This is a genomic window from Kitasatospora sp. NPDC028961, assembly GCF_055564815.1.
The window spans coordinates 75,072-97,557 of sequence record NZ_JBVHVO010000006.1; the positions used below are offsets into that span (position 1 = coordinate 75,072).

Below are 22,486 nucleotides of genomic sequence, written 5' to 3' on the forward strand. Positions count from 1 at the left end.
ACGACCATGACGCCTTCGAAGCGAGACCGCGCCGCCGCCCTGCCCGCGGACCTGCGGGAAGCGCTGCGCCGCAGGCTGGCCGGACAGGCCGGCGGCGAGGGGCCCGGCGCCGGGCGGACCGTCCCGCGGGCCGACCGCGGCCGCCCGCTGCCCCTCTCCTTCGTCCAGCAGCGACTGTGGTTCCTGGACCGGCTGCGGCCCGGCGACCACCGCTACAACAGCGCGCTCGCCGTGCGCTTCACCGGGCCGCTGGAGCGCGAGGCGCTGGCCCGGGCGCTGACCGCCGTGGTGGCACGCCACGAGGGACTGCGGACCACCTTCGAGGAGACCGACGGCCACCTGGCGCAGACCGTGCGGCCGGCCGAGCCGGTACCGCTGCCGGTCCGCGAGCCGACCCCGGCGGATACCCTCGACGCGATCCTGCTGGCGGAGTACTCCCGCCCGTTCGACCTGCGCCAGGGCCCACCGCTGCGGGCCCTGCTGGTGCGCGAGTCGGATGCCGCGCACGTCCTGCTGCTGACCGCGCACCACATCGTCACCGACGGCTGGTCCATGGGCGTGGTCCTGGACGAGCTGTGCACCGCCTACGCCGCCCTGGTCCGGGGCGCGGCCCCCCAGCTGCCCCCGGTGGCCACGCAGTACCCCGACTTCGCGGTGTGGCAGCGCGAGCAGCTCTCCGGCACCCGACTCGAGAAGCACCTCGCCTACTGGAAGGGGCAGCTGGCCGGCGCGGTCGCCCCCGAGCTGCCGCTGGACCGGCCCCGGCGCGGCGAGGAGGCCGGCGCGGGCGCGATCCACACCTTCACCGTCTCCCCTCGGCTGACGGCCCGGCTGCGCGACCTGGTGACCGAGCAGCACAGCACGCTCTACACCGCCCTGGTCGCCGCCACCCAGGCGCTGCTGGCCCGCTGGTCCGGCCAGGACGACATCACCGTGGGCTCCCTGACCTCCGGGCGCTCCCGCACCGACCTGGAACGGGCCGTCGGCTGCTTCGTCAACACGGTGGTGCTGCGCACCCCGGTGGAGCGGTCCTGGTCCTTCCGCGACCTGCTGTCGGCCGCCACCACCACCGTCAACGACTCCTTCGTGCACGGTGACACGCCCTTCGAGCGCCTGGTGGAGACGGTCGGCGCCCCCCGCGAGGCGGGCCGCAACCCGCTCTTCGACGTGATGGTCCTGCTGCACCCCGCCCCGCCCGCGCCCGCCGCCGCGCACGGACTGGACGTCTCCCTGGTCGACGTGCCCCGGCAAGCGGCCACCTTCGACCTCAGCGTGGAGTTCGTCCCGGACGGGGAGGGGCTGACCGGCCTGCTGGAGTACCGCAGCGACCTGCTCGACGAGTCCACCGCGCGGCGGATGGCCGACCAGCTGCTGCGGCTCCTGGAGGGCGTCGCCGCCGAACCGGACCGGCCGCTGGGCACCGTGGCGCTGCTCTCCGCCGAGGAGGTCCGCCGGGTGACCCGGGAGTGGAACGGGGACCGCCTGCCCGTCGACGACGCCTGCTACCCCGAACTCCTGGAGCGCCGGGCCGCCCTGACCCCGGCGGCCCCTGCCCTGGTCGCCGGCGGCGAGCGGCTGGACTACGCGACGCTCAACCGCCGGGCCAACCGGCTCGCCCACCACCTGATATCCCTCGGAGCCGGCCCCGAACGGCTGGTCGCGCTGACGCTGCCGCGCACCGCCGACATGATCGTGGCGATCCTCGCCGTCTGGAAGTCCGGCGCCGGATACCTGCCGATCGACCCCGCTCTGCCCGCGGAGCGCGTGCGCTACCTGCTGGAGGACGCCCGGCCCGCGCTGGTCCTGGACGAGGACGCGTTGCGGGCCGCCCCGGCCACCGGCCGGGACACCGACCCCGTCGACGCCGACCGGCTCGCCCCGCTGCGCCCGGCGAACACCGCCTACGTCATCTACACCTCGGGCTCCACCGGCCGCCCCAAGGGCGTCGTGGTGGCGCACCGCGCGGTGACGCACCTGCTGGCCGCCCACCGGGCGGGCTTCGTCGCCGACGCGGGCGGCGGCCCGCTGCGGGTGGCGCTCACCGCCTCGTTCTCCTTCGACACCTCCTTGGAGGGCGTGCTGCTGATGGCCGACGGCCACCCGCTGCACGTGGTCGACGAGGTCACCCGGATGGATCCGGCGGCGCTGGTCGAGTACGTGGTCCAGCACCGCGTCGACTTCCTCGACGTGACCCCCTCCTACCTCGGTCAGCTGCTGCCCGCCGGGCTGCTCACCGATCCGCGGCACCGCCCGCGGGTGCTGATGCTCGGCGGCGAGGCGGTCGGCGCGGCCCTGTGGCGCGAGCTGGCCGCGCACCCCGGGGTGGCCGCCTACAACTTCTACGGCCCGACGGAGTGCACGGTCGACGCACTGGCCTGCCGGATCGCGGACGGCGACCGGGCGCTGGTGGGCCGCCCGCTGCCGAACGTGCGGGCCTACGTGCTGGACGACCGGCGCCGGCCGGTGCCGCCCGGCGTCGGCGGCGAGCTGTACCTGGCGGGCGAGCAGCTCGCCCGCGGCTACGCCGACCGTCCCGGGCTGACCGCGGCGCGGTTCACGGCCGACCCGTTCGGGCCGCCCGGTGCCCGGATGTACCGCACCGGAGACCTGGCCCGCTGGACCGCCGACGGGCGCCTGGACTACCTCGGGCGGGCCGACGACCAGGTCAAGGTGCGCGGCCACCGCGTCGAACCGGGCGAGGTCGAGGCGGCGCTGCTGGAGCTGCCCGCCGTCGGCGCGGCCGCGGTGGTGGCCGTGCCCGACGCACACGGCCGCGCCCGGCTGGCGGCCTATCTGGTGCCCGCCACCGGATACGCCGTGCCGCCCGCCGCCGACCTGCGGGCGGCGCTGCGGCAGGTGCTGCCCGACCACCTGGTGCCGTCCTCCTTCACCGCGCTCGACGCGCTGCCGCTCACCACCAGCGGCAAGCTCGACCGCCGCGCCCTGCCCGCCCCCGACCTCGAAGTAGACCGGCAGCAGAAGGAGTTCGTCGCCCCGCGGACCCCGGACGAGGAGGTGCTGGCCGGCATCTGGGCCGAGGTGCTCGGCGTCACCAGGGTGGGCGTCACGGACAACTTCTTCGAGCTGGGCGGCGATTCGATCCTCAGCATCCAGGCCGTCTCCCGGGCCCGCGCCGCAGGCCTGCGGCTCGGTTCGAGCGACGTCTTCCGCCACCAGAGCGTCGCCGACCTCGCCGCCGCGGCGGCCCGCCGCCGGCTCGCCCCGGCGGCGACGGCGGGGCGACCGCGGGACGACGGCCCCGCGCCGCTGACCCCGGTGCAGGAGTGGTTCTTCGCCACCCACGGCCCGCTGCGCCACTTCAGCATGTCGATGCTGCTCGACCTGCCGCGCGACCTGGACGAACGGGCGCTGGAGCTGGCGCTCGAAGCGGTGGCGGCCGCGCACCCGGCGCTGCGCACCCGGTTCACCCGCACCGGCGACGGCTGGCGCCAGAGCCCCGGAGCCGGTCCGGTCGGTGCGTTGCTGACCTGCCACGACCCGGCCGCCCTCGCCGCCGACGCCGACGCCGACGCCGAGGCCGAGGACGCCGCCCGGCGCCGCGCGGCCGACGCGGCCCGCGCGGCCCTCGACCCGGCCACCGGCGCGCTGCTGCGCGCGGCCCTGCTGCGGGCCGCCGGCGGCGCCCGGCCCCAGCTGTTCGTGACGGCCCACCACCTGGCCGTGGACAGCGTCTCCTGGCGGGTGCTGCTGGCCGACCTCGCCCTGGCCTATCGGCAGGCGGCCGCCGGCGAGCCGGTTCGGCTGGACCCCGAGCAGACCCCGTTCACCGACTGGGCGCACCACGTCGCCGAGCGCGTTCGGGCCGGGGACCTCGACGGTGACCTGCCGTACTGGCTGGACGAGGTCTCGGCCGCGCCCGCCCCGCTGCCCGTCGACCTTCCCGGCAGCCCGCTGGCCGGCTCCGTCCGCACCGTTCGGACCAGGGTGGACCGGGCCACCACCGAGGCGCTGCTGCGCCAGGTCCCCGCGGTCTACCGCACCCAGGTCAACGACGTGCTGCTCAGCGCGCTGGGCCGGGTGCTCGCCGACTGGACGGGCGCCGGGCGGGTGGCCGTCGCCCTGGAGGGGCACGGCCGCGAGGAACTCGGCGGGCCGGCCGGCCACGAGCCCGACCTCAACCGCACGGTCGGCTGGTTCACCACCCAGTACCCCGTCACCCTCACCCCGGTCGGAACGGCCGGCGCCCCGGACTGGGCAGCCACCCTGAAGGCGGTCAAGGAGCGGCTGCGGGCCGTCCCCCGGCGGGGCCTGAGCTACGAGGCGCTGGCCCGCCTCGGCTCGCCCGACCCGGCCGCGGCCGCCCTGCGGGCGGTGCCGCTGCCCCAGGTGTCCTTCAACTACCACGGCCAGTGGGCGGCCGCCGAGGGCGGCGACTTCGCCCCGGCCGGCGAGGCGCCCGGCCGGGACATCGCCCCCGACGCGCCGCTGGACCACCTGCTCGACATCTCCGCCGTGGTGGCCGACGGCGAGCTGGAGATCACCTGGCACTACAGCGACCAGGTGCACGAGGCGGCCACCGTCCAGCACCTGGCGGCCGCGCTGACCGCCGCGCTGGCCGCCGTCGCCGCGCACTGCGCCCGCCCCGGCGCCGGCGGCCGCACCCCGTCCGACTTCCCGTTCGCCCGGCTGGACCAGGCCGGCGTGGACCGGCTGGTCGGCGACGGCCGGGCGGTGGAGGACCTGCTGCCCCTCACCCCGCTCCAGGAGGGCATGCTCTTCCACCGCCTGGTCGGCGGGCCCGACGACGTGTACGTCGACCAGGCCGCGCTGCTCCTGGACGGCGTGAGCGACCCCGACACCTTCGCCGCCGCCTGGCAGCGGGTGGCCGACCGCACGCCCGCCCTGCGCACCTCGGTGGTGTGGGAGGGCGTCCCCGTCCCGCTCCAGGTCGTGCACCGCCGCGCCCGGATACCGGTCACCCAGCTGGACCTGCGCGCGGCAGGCCCGCAGGAGCGGGCCGAGCGGGTGGCCGCCGTGCGCGCGGAGGACCTCGCGCGCGGCGTGGACATCGCCGCGGCGCCGCTGATGCGGCTCACCCTGATCCGGCTGCCCGACGCGCGCCTGCACCTGCTCTGGACCTCCCACCACCTGATCCTGGACGGCTGGAGCCTGGCCCAGGTGCTCACCGACGTGTTCGAGGAGTACGCGGCGCTCAGCACCGGCGCCGAACCGCGACCGGCCGCACGCCGGCCCTTCGGCGACTACGTGCGCTGGCTGGCGGGGCAGGACGCCGAGGCCGCCAAGGCCCACTGGCGGGGCGTCCTGGAGGGGTTCGCCACCCCGACCCCGCTGCCCGTCGACCGGGTCCGGCGCGGGCTCCACCAGGCCCGGTCGGCGGGCGTGCACCCGGCCGGGCTGTCCGAGGAGGTGTCGCGGCGGCTGGCCCGGACCGCCCGGCAGGCCGGGCTGACCATGGGCACCGTGGTCCAGGGCGCCTGGGCGCTGCTGCTGTCGCGCTACAGCGCCGAGCGGGACGTGCTGTTCGGGACCACCGTCTCCGGACGCCCCGACGACCTGCCCGGTGTCGAGTCGATGATCGGGATGTTCATCAACACCCTGCCCACCCGGGTCCGGGTGGACGGCGGGCGCACCGCCGCGGCGTGGCTCCGGGACCTCCAGGAGGCGCAGGCCGAGGCCCGGCGCTTCGCCGCGGTCTCGCTGGCCGAGCTGACCGGCATGAGTGAGGTGCCCTCCGGCAGCCCGCTCTTCGACAGCATGGTCGCCTTCGAGAACTATCCCTTCGACGAGGCCCGCTCGGCGGGCTCCGGCGTGCGACTGGCCGGCGTCTCCTCCCGGGACGCCACCAACTTCCCGCTGGTGCTGCGGGCCTACCAGGGCGAGCGGTTCGGTTTCGACCTCGCCTACGACCCGGAGCTGTTCGACGCCGGGACCGCGCGCACCCTGGCCGACCGCCTCTGCCTGCTGCTCACCGAGCTGGCCGGCGGCCTGGACCGCCCGCTGCGCGCCCTGGCCTGGACCACCGCCGAGGAGCGGCGGCGGATGCTGGTCGACTGGAACGGCGCCGCGCAGGGCCGGCCGGACCGGACCCTGGTGGACCTCTTCGAGGCGCAGGCCGCCCGGACCCCGCACGCCGAAGCCGTGAGCTTCGGCGACGAGCGCCTCGACTACGCCACGCTGGACGCGCGGGCCGACCGGCTCGCCCACCGACTGGCCGAACTCCACGCCTCGACCGAGCAGTTCGTGGCCCTCGCGCTGCCCCGCTCGACCGACCTGGTGGTGGCGGTCCTCGCCGTCCTCAAGACCGGCGCGGCCTACCTGCCGCTCGACCCGGCGCTGCCGCCCGAGCGCCTGGCCCAGCTGCTGCGCGACGTCCGGCCGGTGGCGCTGGTGACGCTCACCGGGGACGCTGCCGCGCCGGGGCCCACCGACGTGCCCGTGCTGGCGCTGGGCGACGCCGCCGTGCGCGCCGACCTCGCGGGGCGCCCGGCCGGCAAGCTCGCCCCGCGCCGCCGCCCGCTGCCCGAGAGCCCGGCCTACGCCATCTTCACGTCGGGGTCCACCGGGCGCCCGAAGGGAGTCGTGATCCCGCACGCCAACGTGGTGCGGCTTTTCGACCGCACCGCCGAGTGGTTCGGCTTCGGCGCCGAGGACGTCTGGACGCTCTTCCACTCCTACACCTTCGACTTCTCGGTGTGGGAGTTCTGGGGCCCGCTGCTGCACGGCGGCCGGCTCGTCGTGGTTCCCGAGGACACCGCCCGCTCCCCGGAGGACTTCCTGCGCCTGCTGGCCGACGAGCGGGTCACCGTCCTCAACCAGACCCCGTCCGCGTTCTACCCGTTGATCCGCGCCGACGCCGAGAACCCGGCCCTGGCGGACCGGTTGGCGCTGCGCACGGTGGTCTTCGGCGGCGAGGCGCTGGACGTGACGAGGCTGGCCGACTGGTACGACCGCCACCCGGACGGCGCCCCGCGCCTGGTCAACATGTACGGCATCACCGAGACGACCGTGCACGTCACCCATGCCCCGCTGGACCGCGCCACGGCCCGCGCCGGCGGCCCCGGACCGATCGGCACCGGCATCCCCGACCTGCGGGTGTACGTGCTGGACGCCGACCTGGCGCCGGTCCCCCCGGGTGCGGTGGGCGAGCTGTTCGTCGCGGGGGAGGGCCTGGCCCGCGGCTACCTGAACCGGCCGGGCCTGACCGCCGCCCGCTTCGTCGCCGACCCGTTCGGGCGACCCGGCGCCCGGATGTACCGCACCGGCGACCGGGCCCGCCGGCGGGCCGACGCCACCCTGGAGTACCTGGGCCGCGCCGACCAGCAGGTGAAGATCCGCGGCTACCGGATCGAGCCCGGCGAGATCGAGGCCGCCCTGCACGCCCATCCGGGTGTGGGCGCCGCCGCCGTGGGCGTGTACGAGGACACCGCCGGCACCCGCCGCCTGGTGGCCCACGTGGTCGGCGGCGGTGCGCGCGCCGAATCCCCGCCGTCCGCCGCCGAGCTGCGCGCGCACCTGGAGCGGCTGCTGCCCCCCTACATGGTGCCCGCCGCCTACGTCCCGATGGCGGCCCTGCCGCTCACCGTCAACGGCAAGCTCGACCGGCGGGCGCTGCCCGCGCCGGGCCCGGACGGTTTCGCGGCCGGCCACGACCGCACCGCCCCCCGCACCCGCGCCGAACGGCTGGTCGCCGAGGCCTGGGCGGACGTCCTGGACACCGACGAGGTCGGCGTGGACGACGACTTCTTCGCCCTCGGCGGCGACTCCATCCTCGCGATCCGGGTCACCTCCCGGCTGCGCGCGGCGTTCGGCACGGACGTCTCGCCCCGGCTGCTGTTCAGCCACGGCAGACTGGCCGACCTGGCCGCCGCCCTCGGCGAGCCGGCCGCCGGGGGGAGCCCGTCGGCCGACGCGATCCCCGCCGCCGACCCGGCCGTCGAGCCGCCGCTGTCCTACGCCCAGCAGCGGCTCTGGTTCCTCGACCGCTTCGAGCCGGACGGCACCGAGTACACCACCCTGTCCGTGCTGCGCCTGCGCGGAGCGCTCGACGAGAGCGCCCTGCGCACCGCGCTGGACGCCCTGGTGGCCCGGCACGAGGCGCTGCGCACCACGTTCACCGAACAGGACGGGCGCGCCCGGCAGAGCGTGCGCCCGGCGCAGCCGGTCGAGCTGCCGGTGGACGACCTCCGCGGGCAGCCCCCGGGGCTCCTGGAGGCACTGCTGGAACGCGTCGCCGCCACCCCGTTCGACCTGGCCGCCGGGCCGTTGCTGCGGGCCCGGCTGGTGCGGACGGCCGAGGACGAGCACGTGCTCGTGCTGGCCGTGCACCACATCGCCACCGACGGCTGGTCGGTGGCCGTCCTCGGCCGCGACCTGGGCGAGCTGTACGCGGCCGCCCTCGAACGGCGCCGCCCCGAGCTGCCCGAGCTGCCCGTGCGGTACACCGACTACGCCGTCTGGCAGCGCGCCCGCACCGACCGCGCCGAGGCGGACCTCGCCCACTGGCGCCAGGCCCTGGACGGCCTGGAGCCGCTGGACCTGCCCACCGACCGTCCGCGCCCCGCCGTCCGCACCCGGGACGGCGCCCTGCTGACCTTCACCCTGCCCGCCGCGCTGACCGGACGGCTGCGCGAGCGCGGGCGGGAGGCCGACGCCACCCTCTACATGACCCTGCTGACGGCGTGCCAGGTGCTGCTCGCCCGCTGGGCCGGCCAGCAGGACGTCGCCGTGGGCACCGTCGCCTCGGGCCGGGAGCGGCCCGAACTGCACGACGTGGTGGGTATCTTCGTCAACACCCTGGTGCTGCGTGCCCAGGTGCGTCCGGAGCTGTCGTTCCACGAGCTGCTGGGCCGGTCGCGGGACACCGTCCTGGCGGCGTTCGCCCACCAGGAGGTGCCGTTCGAGCGGCTGGTGGACACCCTCCAGCCGGAGCGCGACACCAGCCGCACGCCGCTGTTCCAGGTGATGGTGGCCCTGCACAACCTGGGCACCGAGGCACCCCGTCTGCCGGGCCTGGAGGTGGCACCGCTGGCACCGCCGGTCCGCAGCGCCACCTTCGACCTCGCCTTCGACTTCGTCGAGCGCGACGGCGGTCTGACCGGCTACCTGGAGTACAGCACCGGCCTGTTCGACGAGGCCACCGCCGAGCGGCTGGCCGGCTGGCTGCGGACCCTGCTGGAGGCGGTGGCCGAGGACCCGGGCAGCGCCGTCGCCACCCTGCCGCTGATGACCCCCGACGAACGCCGCCGGGTGCTCCGGACGGGGCAGGGCGAGCCGATGGCAGTGCCGGACACCACCTTTCCCGCCCTGTTCGAGGCGCAGGCCGCCCGTACCCCGCACGCCACCGCCCTGGTGGCCGGGGACGCCACCCTCGACTACGCCGCCCTCAACGGGCGGGCCAACCGGCTCGCCCGCTACCTCGTCTCCCGTGGCGCCGGCCCGGAGCAGGTGGTCGCGGTCCGGCTGCCGCGCACCTCGGACCTGCTGGTGGCCCTGCTAGCGGTGCTCAAGGCGGGTGCCACCCTCCTCTGCCTGGACCCCGAACTCCCCGAGGAGCGGGCCGCCTTCCTGCTCGCCGACGCCCGTCCGCGGACGCTGCTGACGGAGCGGGAGCTGCACGAGGTGCCGTGGGACCGGCTGCCCGCCCACGACCTCACCGACGCCGACCGGCGCCATCCGCTGCTGCCGCGGCACACGGCCTACCTCATCTACACCTCCGGCTCCACCGGCCGGCCCAAGGGCGTCGCCGTGGAGCACCGCCAGCTGGTCAACCTGTGCCAGGACCACCGCGCGGGGCTGTTCGCGCCGCACCTGACGGACGGGCGTCCCCTGCGGATGGCGCTCAGCGCCTCGTTCTCCTTCGACACCAGCTGGGAGGGCCCGCTGCTGCTCACGTTGGGCCAGGAGGTGCACCTCATCGACGAGGACGTCCGGCTCGACCCGGAGGCCTTCTGCGCCCAGATCGCCGAACGCCGCTTGGACGTGGTCAACGTCACCCCCTCCTACCTGCGTGAACTCTCGGCCGCCGGGCTGTTCGCGGCGGGCCGCCACCACCCGGGCCTGCTGCTGGTCGGCGGCGAGGCGATCTCGCCCGCCGCCTGGCAGGAGCTGTGCGCGGCGCAGCACGACCTCGGCGTCACCGCCTACAACGTCTACGGGCCCACCGAGTGCACCGTCGACGCCCTCTACGGCCGGTGCGCGGACCGCCCCGAGCGCCCGGTCGTCGGCCGCCCCGGCCGCAACCTGCGGGCCTACGTGCTCGACGAGGCCCTGCGGCCGGTACCGCCGGGCATGGCGGGGGAGCTGTACCTGGCCGGGGCGCAGGTGGCCCGCGGCTATCTGAACCGCCCGGGCCTGACCGCCGCCCGCTTCGTGGCCGACCCGTTCGGCGCGCCGGGGGAGCGCATGTACCGCACCGGCGACCGGGCCCGCTGGGACGCCCAGGGCCTGCTGGAGTTCCTCGGCCGGGCCGACGAGCAGGTCAAGATCCGGGGGTTCCGGATCGAGCCCGGCGAGGTGGAGGCCGCCCTGGTCGACCACCCGGACGTCGCCGAGGCGGTGGTCACCGCCCGCGAGCACGCCGGTCGGCTGATGCTCGTCGGCTACCTGGTGCCTGCCGGAAGCCGGATCCCGCCCGCCGAGGAACTGCGGGTCCGGCTGCGGCGGACGCTGCCCGACCACATGGTGCCCGCCGCCTTCGTCCCGCTGGAGCGGATCCCGCGCAACTCCAGCGGCAAGACCGACCGCCGCGCCCTGCCCGCGCCGCCCGCCCAGCCCGACAGCGGCAACGCGTTCGTGGCGCCGCGGCCCGGCACCGAGGAGCGGCTGGCCGCGATCTGGGCCGAGGTACTGGGTGTGGCCCGGGTGGGCGCGAACGACAACTTCTTCGCGCTCGGCGGGGACTCCATCCTCAGCATCCAGATCGTCTCCCGGGCCCGGGCCGGCGGGCTCGCGCTGACCACCAAGGACGTCTTCCGGCACCAGAGCGTCGCCGAACTCGCACTGGTGGTCGGTGCTGCGGGCGCGCGCCCGGACACCGGGGGCGACCCCTCGCCCACCGAGGCGCCGCTCACCCCGATCCAGCACTGGTACCTCGACGGCCGCCGCCCCGGCGACCCGATGCGCTTCACGATGACCCAGCGGGTGGAACTGGCCCCCGGCGCGGACCCGTCGGCCCTGGACCGGGCAGCCGCGGCCCTGGTGCACTGCCATGCCGCCCTGCGCACCCGGCTGCGCCACACCGGCACCGGCTGGCGCCAGGAGGTGCTCGCCGAGGCGCCCCGGAGCGTCTTCACCCGGTACGAGGCGGCCGGCCTCGACCCCGCGGCCCTGGAGGCGGCGGTGCAGGACACCACGGCCTCGGCCCAGGCCGAACTGGATCCGACCGAGGGCCGGATGGTCCGCGTGCTCTTCTTCGACCGCGGCGCCCGGCAGCCGGGCCAGCTCGTCGTCACCGTGCACCACCTGGCCGTGGACGGCGTCTCCTGGCGCATCCTGTTGGCCGACCTAGAAGCGGCCTACCGGGCGGTCGGTGCCGGCCGCGGCGCCGAACTGCCCCCGGCGGGCACCTCCTACGGCCACTGGGCGACCCGGCTGGAGCAGCACACCCGCTCCGGAGCGCTGGCCGGCGACGCCGCTTACTGGGCGCGGACCGCCACAGCCCCGGCCGACCTGCCCGCCGGCCGGCCCGGTCCCAACACCCACGGCGGCGCCGCCACCGTCACCGTGACGCTGGACGCGGAGACGACCGAGGCCCTGCTGCGCCAGGTCCCCGAGGTCTACCGCACCCAGGTCAACGACGTGCTGCTCAGCGCCCTGGGGCGCACCCTGGCGCGCTGGTGCGGTCGCGAGAGCGTGCTGGTGGGCGTGGAGGGGCACGGCCGGGAGGACCTCTTCGACGACCTGGACCTGTCCCGGACGGTGGGCTGGTTCACCGCCGAGTTCCCGCTCGCCCTGAGCGTCGACCCCGACGCCGGATGGCACGAGACGCTGCGCTCGGTCAAGGAGCAGCTGCGCGCCGTTCCGCTGCGCGGGCTGAGCCACGGTGCGCTGCGCCACCTGCTGCCGGGCGGTGCGCCGGCGGGTGCGCCGGCTCCGCGGATCGGCTTCAACTACCACGGCCGGTGGGACGCCGAGAGCGCCGGCGCCGACGGTCTCTACCGCGCGTCGCTGCCCCCGGCCGGCCGCGACACCGACCCGGACGAAGCCCGCCCCTACCTCCTGGACGTCACGGGGGTGGTCCAGCACGGGCGCCTGGAACTGGGCTGGACCTACCCGGCGGCCGTCTACGGCGAGGCCGAGGTCCGCGCACTGGCCGAGGAGATGCGCACCGCCCTGCGCGAGATCGCGGCGCACTGCGCCCGCCCCGGGGCCGGCGGCCGCACCCCCTCCGACTTCCCGCTCGCCGGCCTGACCCAGGAGCAGCTGGACCGGCTCGTCGGCGACGGGCGCCAGGTCGCCGACGTGCTGCCGCTGACGCCGCTCCAGTCCGGGATGCTCTTCCACGGGCTGGTCGACACCGAGGGCGCCTACTTCGACCGGATCGTGGTGCGGCTGGCCGGCGTGGCCGACCCGCGCGTGTTCGCCGAGGCCTGGCAGCTGCTGGCCGACCGCACGCCCGCGCTGCGCACCGGCGTGCACTGGCGGGGCCTGCCGCATCCCGTTCAACTGGTGCTCCAGCGAGCCGAGGTGCCCGTCACCCTGCTGGACTGGCGGCAGCTGCCGGCGGACCGGCAGGAGGCCGAGACCGAGCGGCTGCTCGCCGCGGATCGCGCGGCGGGCATGGACCTCACCGCCGCGCCGCTCACCCGCCTCACGCTGGCCGCGCTCCCCGGTGACGAGGTGCTGCTGCTCTGGTCCACCCACCACCTGATCCTGGACGGCTGGAGCAGCGGGCAGTTGCTGACCGAGGTCTGCGACCAGTACGCCGCGCTGACCGGCGGCGCCGCGCGGGGGCCCCGCCCGTCGAGGCGTCCGTTCGCGGACTTCCTGCGCTGGCTGGCCGAGCAGGACGGGCAGGCGGCCGAGCACTACTGGGCCGACGCCCTGGCCGGCTTCACCGCGCGCAACCCGCTGCCGTACGACCGGGTGCCCGGCCAGGCGCACCGCGCCCGCTCCGCCGCCACCGTCCACCACGAGCTGGACCAGGACCTCTCCCAGCGGCTGCGGGAGCGGGCCGCGCACGCCGGACTGACCGTCAACACCGTGGTCGAGGGGGCCTGGGCCCTGCTGCTGGCGCGCTACGGCGGCAGCGACGACGTGGTCTTCGGCACCACGGTCTCGGGCCGGCCGGCGGAGCTGCCCGGCGTCGAGTCGATGATCGGCATGTTCATCAACACCGTGCCGACCCGGGTCCGGATACCCGCCACCGGCGGCGTGCTGCCCTGGCTGCGCGAGCTCCAGGCGCGCCAGAGCGACGGGCGCCCCTTCGACCACCTGGCCCTGACCCGGATCCAGGCGCTGAGCGAGGTACCGGCCGGCGAGGCACTCTTCGACAGCATGGTGGTGTTCGAGAACTACCCCGTCGACGAGTCCGTCGCGGCCAGGACCGGTGTGCGGGTGACGGAGGTACGGGCCGACGACGCCACCACCTTCCCGTGGTGCCTGCGTGCCTACCTGACCGAGCGGCTCGGCCTCGACCTGGCCTACGACCCCGCGCTGTTCGACCGGTCCACGGTGGAGCGCGCGGCCCAGCGCCTGGCCGTGCTGCTCACCGCCCTCGCCGACGGTCTGGACGGTGAGCTGGGCGAGCTGGAGCCGCTGACCGCGGCCGACCGCGAGCTGCTGGCGTCCTGGCAGGGCACCGCCCGCCCGGCGGCGGCGCAGAGCCCGGTGGCGCTCTTCGCCGAGCAGGCCCGCCGCACACCCGAGGCGGTCGCGGTGCGCCACGGCGAGGACGACCTGACCTACCGCCGGCTCGACCGGTGGTCGGACCGGCTGGCCGCCCGGCTGCTGGCCGACGGCCTGGCCGTCGAGGGGCGGGTGGCGCTGGCGATGGACCGCTCGGTCGAGCTCGTCGTCGCCCAGCTCGCCGTCCTCAAGGCGGGCGGTGCCTACGTCCCGGTGGACGTCCGGGCGTCCGAGGACCGCCGCCGCGCGCTGCTCGCCCGGGCCGGCGCCACCGTCCGGCTCACCACCGACCAGGTCGCCGCCGTCCGTACCGAGGCGGCCGGGCAGCCCGTGCTGTCCGCGCCGCCGGCCGACCCCGACCGGCTGGCCTACGTGATGTTCACCTCCGGATCCACCGGCGAGCCCAAGGCGGTGGCGGTCCGGCACCGCGACGTGGCCTCGCTGGCCACCGACAGCCGCTTCACCGACGGCAGTTGCGAACAGGTGCTGTTGCACTCCCCGGTGGCCTTCGACGCGAGCACCTTCGAGGTCTGGGCACCGCTGCTCAACGGCGGCCGGGTGGTCGTCGCCCCCGACGGGCCGGTGGACGCGGCACTGCTGCGGCGGCTGACGTCCGGCGGGCTGACGGCGCTGTGGCTCACTGCCGGGCTCTTCCGCCTGCTGGCCCAGGACGCGCCGGACTGCTTCACGGGCCTGCGCCGGCTGTGGACCGGCGGCGACGTGGTGCCCGCCGCCGCCGTGCGCCGGGTCCTCGCCGCCTGCCCCGGCCTGTGCGTGGTGGACGGCTACGGACCCACCGAGACCACCGTCTTCGCGACGTCCTTCGCCCTCACGGACCCGGCGGCGGTGCCCGACACCGTGCCCGTCGGCCACCCCCTGGACGACAAGCGGGTGTACGTCCTCGACCGCCGCCTGCGGCCCGTGCCGCCCGGCTGCGCGGGCGAGCTGTTCGTCGCCGGTGGGGGCCTGGCGCGCGGCTACCTGGGCCGGCCCGGCGAGAGTGCGGCACGCTTCCTGGCCGATCCGTTCGGCGCGCCGGGGGAGCGGATGTACCGCACCGGTGACCTGGCCAGGCGGCGGCCGGACGGCGCCGTGGAGTTCCTGGGCCGCACCGACGACCAGGTGAAGATCCGCGGCTTCCGGGTCGAGCCCGGCGAGGTGGCGGCCGCGCTGGCCGCGCACCCGGGGGTCGCCGACATCGCCGTGGTCGTCCGCGAGGACCGCCCCGGCGCCCGACGGCTGGTGGCGTACGTCGTCGGCCCCGCGGGCGCCGACCTGGCGCAGCTGCGGGACTTCGCCGCCCGCCTGCTGCCCGACTACCTCGTCCCCACCGCCTTCGTCCCGCTCGCCGCCCTTCCGCTGAGCCGCAACGGCAAGCTCGACCGCGCGGCACTTCCGGCGCCGGACGCCGACCGCGACGCCGGGCCCCGCGAGCGCCTCGCGCCGCGCACCGAGGCCGAACGCCGCACGGCCGAGGTCTTCGGCGAGGTGCTGGGCACAGCCCCGCCCGGAGTGGAAGACGGGTTCTTCGAGCTGGGCGGGGACTCCATCCTCAGCATCCGGCTCGCCGCCCGGCTGGCCGAGGCGTTCGGCACCGACCTGACGCCCCGCGCGGTCTTCCTCCACCCCACCCCGGCCGCACTGGCCCGGCTGCTCACGCAGGAGCGGCAACCCTGCGGCGCGGCCCCCGCCGTCGTCCCGGTCGCCCGCAAGGCGGCGCCGCCGATGTCCTACGCCCAGCAACGCCTCTGGTTCCTGGAGGAGTTCGCGCCCGGCGGCACCGAGTACGTCACCGCGCTCGCGCTTCGCCTGCACGGCGCCCTGGACCTCGGCGCGCTCGGCGCGGCCCTGGACGCGCTGGTGGCCCGCCACGAGTCGCTGCGCACCACCTTCGACAGCGTCGACGGGCGGGGCGTCCAGCTCGTCCATCAGCCGGGGGAGGTGCCGCTCGCGCTCCACGACCTGTCCGAACTGCCCGAGCAGGAAAGGCAGTCGGTGCTGCGCGGGCTGCTCGCCGACGAGCGGGGCCGACCCTTCGACCTGCGTCGGGGCCCGCTGCTGCGGGTCACCCTGGTCCGGCTGGCCGACGGTGACCACGTGCTGGCCCTCACCCTGCACCACATCGTCACCGACGGCTGGTCGACCTCCGTCCTGCTCACCGACCTGGCCCACCTCTACCGCGCCGAACTGGGCTCCGACGAAGCCCAGTTGCCGCCCCTGCCGGTGCAGTACGCCGACTACGCGCACTGGCAGCGCACGGCCGGCGCCGCCGCCGCCGACGATCAGCTCGACTACTGGAGGAAGCAGCTGGCGGACGCCGAGCCGCTCCACCTGCCCACCGACCGGCCCCGGCCCGCGGTGCGCACCAGCAACGGAGCCACCGCCCGCCTGGAGGTGCCCGCCCCGATCGCCCGCCGGCTGGCCCGGGTCGGCCGGGAACAGGGCGCCACCCTGTTCACCACGCTGGTCGCCGCCACCCAGGCCTACCTCGCCCGGCTCAGCGGGGACGCGGACATCGCGGTCGGCACCGTCACCTCCGGCCGCGACCGGGCCGAGACGCGGAACCTCGTCGGGTTCTTCGTCAACACCCTGGTCCTGCGCTCCCGGGTCGAGGCGGGGCAGCCCTTCACCGAGTTCCTCGGCGGCGTGCGGCACACGGTGCTGGACGCCTTCGCGCACCAGGAGGTGCCGTTCGAACGGGTGGTCGACGAGGTGCAGCCGGTCCGCGACACCAGCCGCAGCCCGCTCTTCCAGGTCATGGTCGTCCTGCAGAACACCCCGGCCGCCGACCTGGAGCTTCCCGGCCTCGCCGTCACCGACGTCGAGACCGAGCTGGAACAGGCGCCGTTCGACCTCACCCTGGAGTTCGCCGAGACGGACTCCGGAGCGCTGCGCGCCCTGATCAGCTACAACACCGACCTGTTCGACGCGGTCACCGCCGAGCGCATCGCCGACCAGCTCGCCACCCTGCTCGCCGCCGTCGCCGAAGGCCCCGAACGCCCCATCGGCGCCCTGCCGCTGGCCTCCGACGACGAGCTGAAGGCCCTGCTCGACCAGGCCCGGGGGACGTTCCGGCCGGTGCCCGAGGCGACGCTGCCCGAGCTGTTCGAACAGCAGGCGGCCCGCACTCCCCACGCGGTGGCGCTGCTGGACGGCGAACGCGAACTGACCTACGCGCAGCTGGACCGGGCGGCCAACCGGCTGGCCCACCGGCTGATCCGCCAGGGCGTGGGGCCGGAGCGGGTGGTGGCCCTGGCGCTACCGCGCGCGGCCGAGACGGTGGTGGCGCAGCTCGCCGTGAGCAAGGCCGGCGGCGCCTTCCTCCCGGTCGACCCCGGCTACCCGGCCCGGCGACGGGAGTTCATGGTGCGCGACGCGGGCGCCTTCCTGGTGCTCGACGACCCGGCCGCGGTGTGGACCGCCGACGGAGCGCCGACACCGCCCACCGACGCCGACCGCGCCACCGCGCTCAGCACCGGCCACCCCGCCTACGTCATCTACACCTCGGGATCGACCGGGACACCCAAGGGCGTGGTGGTCACCCACCGCGGACTGGCCGGCTTCGCCGCGGCCGCCGCCGAGCGGTACGCGGCCGGCCCCGGCGACCGGGTACTCCAGTTCGCCTCGCCCAGCTTCGACGCCTCGGTGCTGGAGCTGTGCGTCTCGCTGCTCAGCGGGGCCACCCTGGTCACCGGCGAACAGGGCCCGCTGGTCGGCGAGCGGCTGGCCGAGGTGCTCGCCGACCGGCGGATCAGCCACACGCTGATCCCGCCGGCGGCCCTGGCCACCGTGGACCCGGCCGCGGCCGGCGCGCTGCCCGCGCTGCGCACCCTCATCGTCGGTGCCGAGGCCTGCCCGGCCGACCTGGTCGACACCTGGGCCCCCGGACGGCGGATGGTCAACTCCTACGGCCCCACCGAGGCCACCGTGGTCGCCAGCTGGACCGGCCCGCTGGCGGCGGGCGCGGGCACCCCACCGATCGGCCGGCCCGCCGGACCCACCAGCGTCCACCTGCTGGACGCCGCCCTGCGGCCGGTCCCGCCCGGCGTGACCGGGGAGCTGTACGTCGCCGGGCCCGCTCTGGCCCGCGGCTACCTGAACCGCCCGGGCCTGACCGCCGCCCGCTTCGTGGCCGACCCGTTCGGCGCGCCGGGGGAGCGGATGTACCGCACCGGCGACCTCGCGCGCCGCCACGGCGACGGAGAACTGCGTTTCGTGGGCCGGATGGACGACCAGGTCAAGCTGCGCGGCTTCCGGATCGAGCCCGGCGAGGTGGAGAGTGCGCTGCGCCGCAGCGCCCTGGTGCGGGACGCGGTCGTCACCGTGCGCACCGGCGCAGCCGGGGACGGCCCGGGCGCCGGGCCCGCCAGGCTGGTGGCCTACCTCGTCCTCGCCGAGACCTACGCCGGTCCCGCCGGTCCCCTGGCGGACCAGGTGCCCGTCGCCGAGCTGCGCGCCCACCTGGCCGAGCTGCTGCCCCCGCACATGGTCCCCTCCCTCTTCGTGCCACTGGAGCGGCTGCCGCTCACCCCGAGCGGCAAGACCGACCGCCGGGCGCTGCCCGACCCCGGACCCGCCCAGGCAGCCGCCGGGCCACGGGTCGCCCCGCGCACCGACACCGAACGCCGGATCGCCCGGATCTGGTCCGACGTACTGGGCATCGAGGAGATCGGCGCCGACGACAACTTCTTCGTCCTCGGCGGCGACTCCATCCTGAGCATGCAGGTGGTCTCGCGGCTGCGCCGGGACGGCCTGCACCTGGCGACCCGGGACCTGTTCAGCCACCAGACCGTCGCACAGCTGGCGACCGTCGTGCGCGACGCCCCGCAGCGCGCCGACGACGCACCGGTGACCGGCGAGGTGCCGCTCACGCCCATCCAGGAATGGTTCCTCGGCACCCCGCGCGCCGCCCACCACCACTTCAACCAGTCGACGCTCCTCGAACTCGGCGCCGCCCCCGACCCGCGGGCGCTGCGCACGGCCCTGCACGCCCTGCTGGAGCACCACGACGCGCTGCGCATGCGCTTCACCCGGGACGAGGCGGGCTGGCACCAGTTCAACCCGCCGCCGGCCCCCGCCGACGACGTTCTGGAGCACCACGACCTGACCGGGCAGACCTCCGAACAGGCCGCCGCCGCCGTCGCACGGGCCGCCGACGCCCTGCACGCCGGATTCGACCTGGCCCGCGGCCCGCTCCTGCGGGCGACGCTGTTCACCGGTGACCCCGGCCAACCGGTCCTGCTGCTCCTGGTCGCCCACCACCTGGTCGTCGACGCCGTCTCCTGGCGCATCCTGCGCGACGACCTGGAGAGCGCCTACCGACAGGCCGAGCAGGGCGAACCGGTCACCCTCGGCGAACGCGGCACGTCCTTCCGGGACTGGGCGCTCGGACTCGCCGCCCACGTCGCCGCGGGCGCCCTGGACGACGAACTGCCCCACTGGGAACAGGCGGTGTCCGCCGGGCCCGCCCGGGCGGCCGGCCCCGCCGACCCGGACGCCGACGCCGGGGCGGGTGAGCAGGCGACGGTGAGCGTGGAACTGGACGAGGCGGACACCACGGCCCTGCTGCGGGCCGCGCCGACCGCCTACCGCACCCGTGTCAACGACGTCCTGCTGGCCGCGCTCGCCCTGGCGCTGGCCCGCTGGACCGGAAGCGAACAGGTCCGGCTGGACCTGGAGGGGCACGGCCGCGAGGACGTGCTCGACGGCGTCGACCTCTCCCGGACGGTCGGCTGGTTCACCACCGTCTACCCGGTCGCCTTCCAGGTGCCCGCACCCGGCGAGTTCGGACCCGACCGCGACTGGCGGTCCCTGGTGAAGTCGGTGCGCCGCCAACTGCGCGCGGTGCCGGGCAACGGGCTCGGCTTCGGCGCGCTGCGCACCTTCGGCCCGCCCGAGGTCCGCGAGCGGCTCGCCGCCGGCGCCCGGGGCGAGGTGGTCTTCAACTACCTCGGCCAGTGGGACTCCCGCCCCGAGAACGCCGGCCGCGGCCTGGTGCGCGTCGAGCGCGGCTCGTTCGGGCAGGACCACGACCCCCGCGACGGCGGCTCCCACCCGCTGGAGGTGGTGGGCGCGGTCCAGGACGGCCGCCTCGCCTTCACCTGGCACCACCGCCCCGCCGTCCACGACACGGCCAGTGTGCGCGGGGTCGCCGAGGAGTTCGGCGAGGCCCTGCGCCACATCGCCCGGCACGCCCGAGGAAGCCGATGACCGCGCCGTACCCGCCGGCGGGCCGCGGCCCCCCGCGCGCCCGCCCGACCATCACCGCCGACCGCACCCCAGCTACCACCGAGGAACGTGACATGGACGAGAACACCCGCTACCAGGTGCTGCGCAACGACGAGGAGCAGTACTCGCTCTGGCCGGCCGACATCGAGGTACCCGCGGGCTGGCAGAGCGTCGGCAAGGAGGGCACCGAAGCCGAGTGCATGGCCTACGTCGACGAGGTCTGGACCGACATGCGCCCGCGCAGCCTGCGCGAGCGCATGGCCAACAGCGAGTCCTGACCGGCCACCCGACCGGGGGCGCCGGCCGCACAACGCCGGCCCGGCGCCCCCGCCCCTCTTCCCCCGCTCCCTGCCACCGCCACGGTGCCCACCCCGATCGGAGCCCGCCATGACCCCCGCCCTGCGCACCGAGCGCCTCGACTTCATCCCCTACCGGCCCGAGGACGAGGACGCCTTCGTCGCACTGCTGCGCATCGAGGAGGTGTGCCACTGGATGGGCCAGGAACGCGCCCCCGAGTCGGAGCTGCGCGTGCTGTTCCGCGCGATCCAGACGGACGTGTACCCCAAGGACCTGTTCGACGTGTGGGGCCTGTGGCACGACGGGAGATACGCGGGCCACGCGGAGCTGAAGAAGACCGGCAACGTCGACGGCCACGAACTGATCACCGCGCTCGCCCCCGAGTTCTGGGGCCGGGGACTGGGCAGCGAGGCCGTCCGCGGCCTGCTGCGCCACGCCGCGGACCACCTCGGGCTCAAGGAGGCCTACGGGATGGTGGGTGCGGAGAACACCGCGAGTCTGGAGATGTGCCGCCGTCTGGGCTTCCGGCACCTGCGCGACGTGGTCGGCGAGGACGGCTCGGTGACGAAGCTCCTGGCCGTCTCCACGGAGGAACCGACGTGACGCCACCGGGTCACCCGGGACGCCGTCCACGCACGTGAGCCCGCCCGGCCGCCGAGCCCGCGCCGCGGCCGCACCGCCGACCCGCTGCGGGCCGGGCAGTAGGTCAGCCCTGCCCGGAGACCGTTCATGAACATCCTCACTGACGCTCCCACCGATCACCTGGCGGATCGCCGCCACCACGCGCAGATCACCTCGCCCGCACGCTGATGCCGCAGGTGAGGCCGGGGGAGTACAGACATTGCGGCGAGGCACGTGATCGACACGGGCGACATCGACGTCCGTCTCGGTCCGGACGTCGGCAAGGGAGAGCACCACGCCACCGCCCTGACCCCGGTCGGTCGCGGGTGGGACGCCGTAGCATCGAGTGGAGTGGCACTGACCGGCTCCACGGTCGGACGGCGGCTGCCCGCGCCGGACCCTGTGGGTGCGGCCACCGGCGGTGGCAAGGCGCCCCGCACCCGGCGGGCCGCTGATCTTTGGGGGTCGTCTCGTGAACCATCGCGTCGGACGCGGCAGCACGACAGGTCAGGGCGTCGGCGCCCCGGCGGCCGGTGGGCTGCGGCAGGTCACCCGCCCGCTGCACCCCGGGTTACGGCCGTACATGCGCGGCCGCATCGGATACTCGCACCTGGCCCCGCCCTACCAGGTGCGGATGGTCCCGACCGGGCACGTCGTCCTGACGGTAAGTCTGGGGGAACCGTTCAGCCAGGTCCGCCGTCTGGGGACACCCGGACCGGGCACCGGGCGGATCGACTCGCTGGTGGTCGGGATGGAGGACCGGCCCGCGCTGTGCGAACACCCCGGGGGCCGGCAGGAGGTGATCCGTCTCGAGTTCACGCCGCTCGGTGCCTACCGGCTGTTCGCCCTGCCCATGAGGGAGTTGACCAACCTGGTGGTACGGCTGGACAGCTTGTTCGGCCCGGAGGCCGACATCCTGGTGGAACGGCTGGCGGCCACCCCCGACTGGGACGGCCGGTTCGACCTGCTCGACGGGTTCCTGCTGGGCCGCCTCGACCGGGGGCCGGCGCCCGCGCCCGAGGTCGACCACGCATGGCGCCTGCTCGCGGCCTCGGCCGGCTCGATCCCCATCGCGGGCCTCGCCGAGGAGGTGGGCTGGAGCCGCAGCTACCTGGTCCGCCGGTTCACCGAGCAGGTGGGGCTGTCGCCGAAGACCGCGGCCCGGGTGCTGCGGTTCCGTCGCGCCGCGGAGATGCTCGCCGGCGGGACCGCCGGCCTTGCCGGGCTCTCGGCCGCCTGCGGCTACTACGACCAGGCCCACCTCAGCCGTGAGTTCCAGGCCCTGGCCGGGATCACCCCTGGGCGGATGACCACGGCCACCCGGCCGGTCGAGGACGCGCTCGCCCTCCTGACATGAGGTCACATTCGTCCAAGCCAGGTCCCTCCGTACCCGCCTACGCTCCCATGTGCGGTGCCGGTCGTCACCACGTCGGTCGTGTCCGGAGGCGCGACGAGGCGCGACGTGGGGCGACGGGGGCGACGGAAGCGCGCGACGTGACGGGGGCGCGCGACG

The 22,486-nt window shown here is 75.9% G+C and carries 4 protein-coding genes; all 4 read left to right on the forward strand.

The window, feature by feature from the left end; all coding sequences use genetic code 11:
• Positions 1-6: 6 nt before the first annotated feature.
• The 4 genes from ACZ4UX_RS14240 to ACZ4UX_RS14255 all read left to right on the forward strand — a co-directional run bounded on the left by ACZ4UX_RS14240 (position 7) and on the right by ACZ4UX_RS14255 (position 22,330).
• Positions 7-20,037 (forward strand): non-ribosomal peptide synthase/polyketide synthase, encoded by a 20,031-nt coding sequence (locus ACZ4UX_RS14240; protein ID WP_465706802.1) that lies wholly within the window; start codon positions 7-9, stop codon positions 20,035-20,037.
• A gap of 92 nt (positions 20,038-20,129) precedes the next feature.
• Positions 20,130-20,333, forward strand: a complete 204-nt coding sequence (locus ACZ4UX_RS14245; protein WP_465606995.1) for an MbtH family protein — start codon at positions 20,130-20,132, stop codon at positions 20,331-20,333.
• Between the two features lie 109 nt (positions 20,334-20,442).
• Positions 20,443-20,955 (forward strand): GNAT family N-acetyltransferase, encoded by a 513-nt coding sequence (locus tag ACZ4UX_RS14250; protein ID WP_359836805.1) that lies wholly within the window; start codon positions 20,443-20,445, stop codon positions 20,953-20,955.
• Positions 20,956-21,445: 490 nt separating this feature from the next.
• Entirely contained in the window at positions 21,446-22,330 is an 885-nt protein-coding gene (locus ACZ4UX_RS14255; protein WP_465706803.1) for a helix-turn-helix domain-containing protein, read from the forward strand.
• Positions 22,331-22,486 lie beyond the last annotated feature (156 nt).

What these genes read in the sequence shown, in the direction of transcription:
- ACZ4UX_RS14240 (WP_465706802.1), top strand. Translation starts at nt 7, where the DNA reads ATGACGCCTTCGAAGCGAGACCGCGCCGCCGCCCTGCCCGCGGACCTG.
- ACZ4UX_RS14250 (WP_359836805.1), top strand. Translation starts at nt 20,443, where the DNA reads ATGACCCCCGCCCTGCGCACCGAGCGCCTCGACTTCATCCCCTACCGG.
- ACZ4UX_RS14245 (WP_465606995.1), top strand. Translation starts at nt 20,130, where the DNA reads ATGGACGAGAACACCCGCTACCAGGTGCTGCGCAACGACGAGGAGCAG.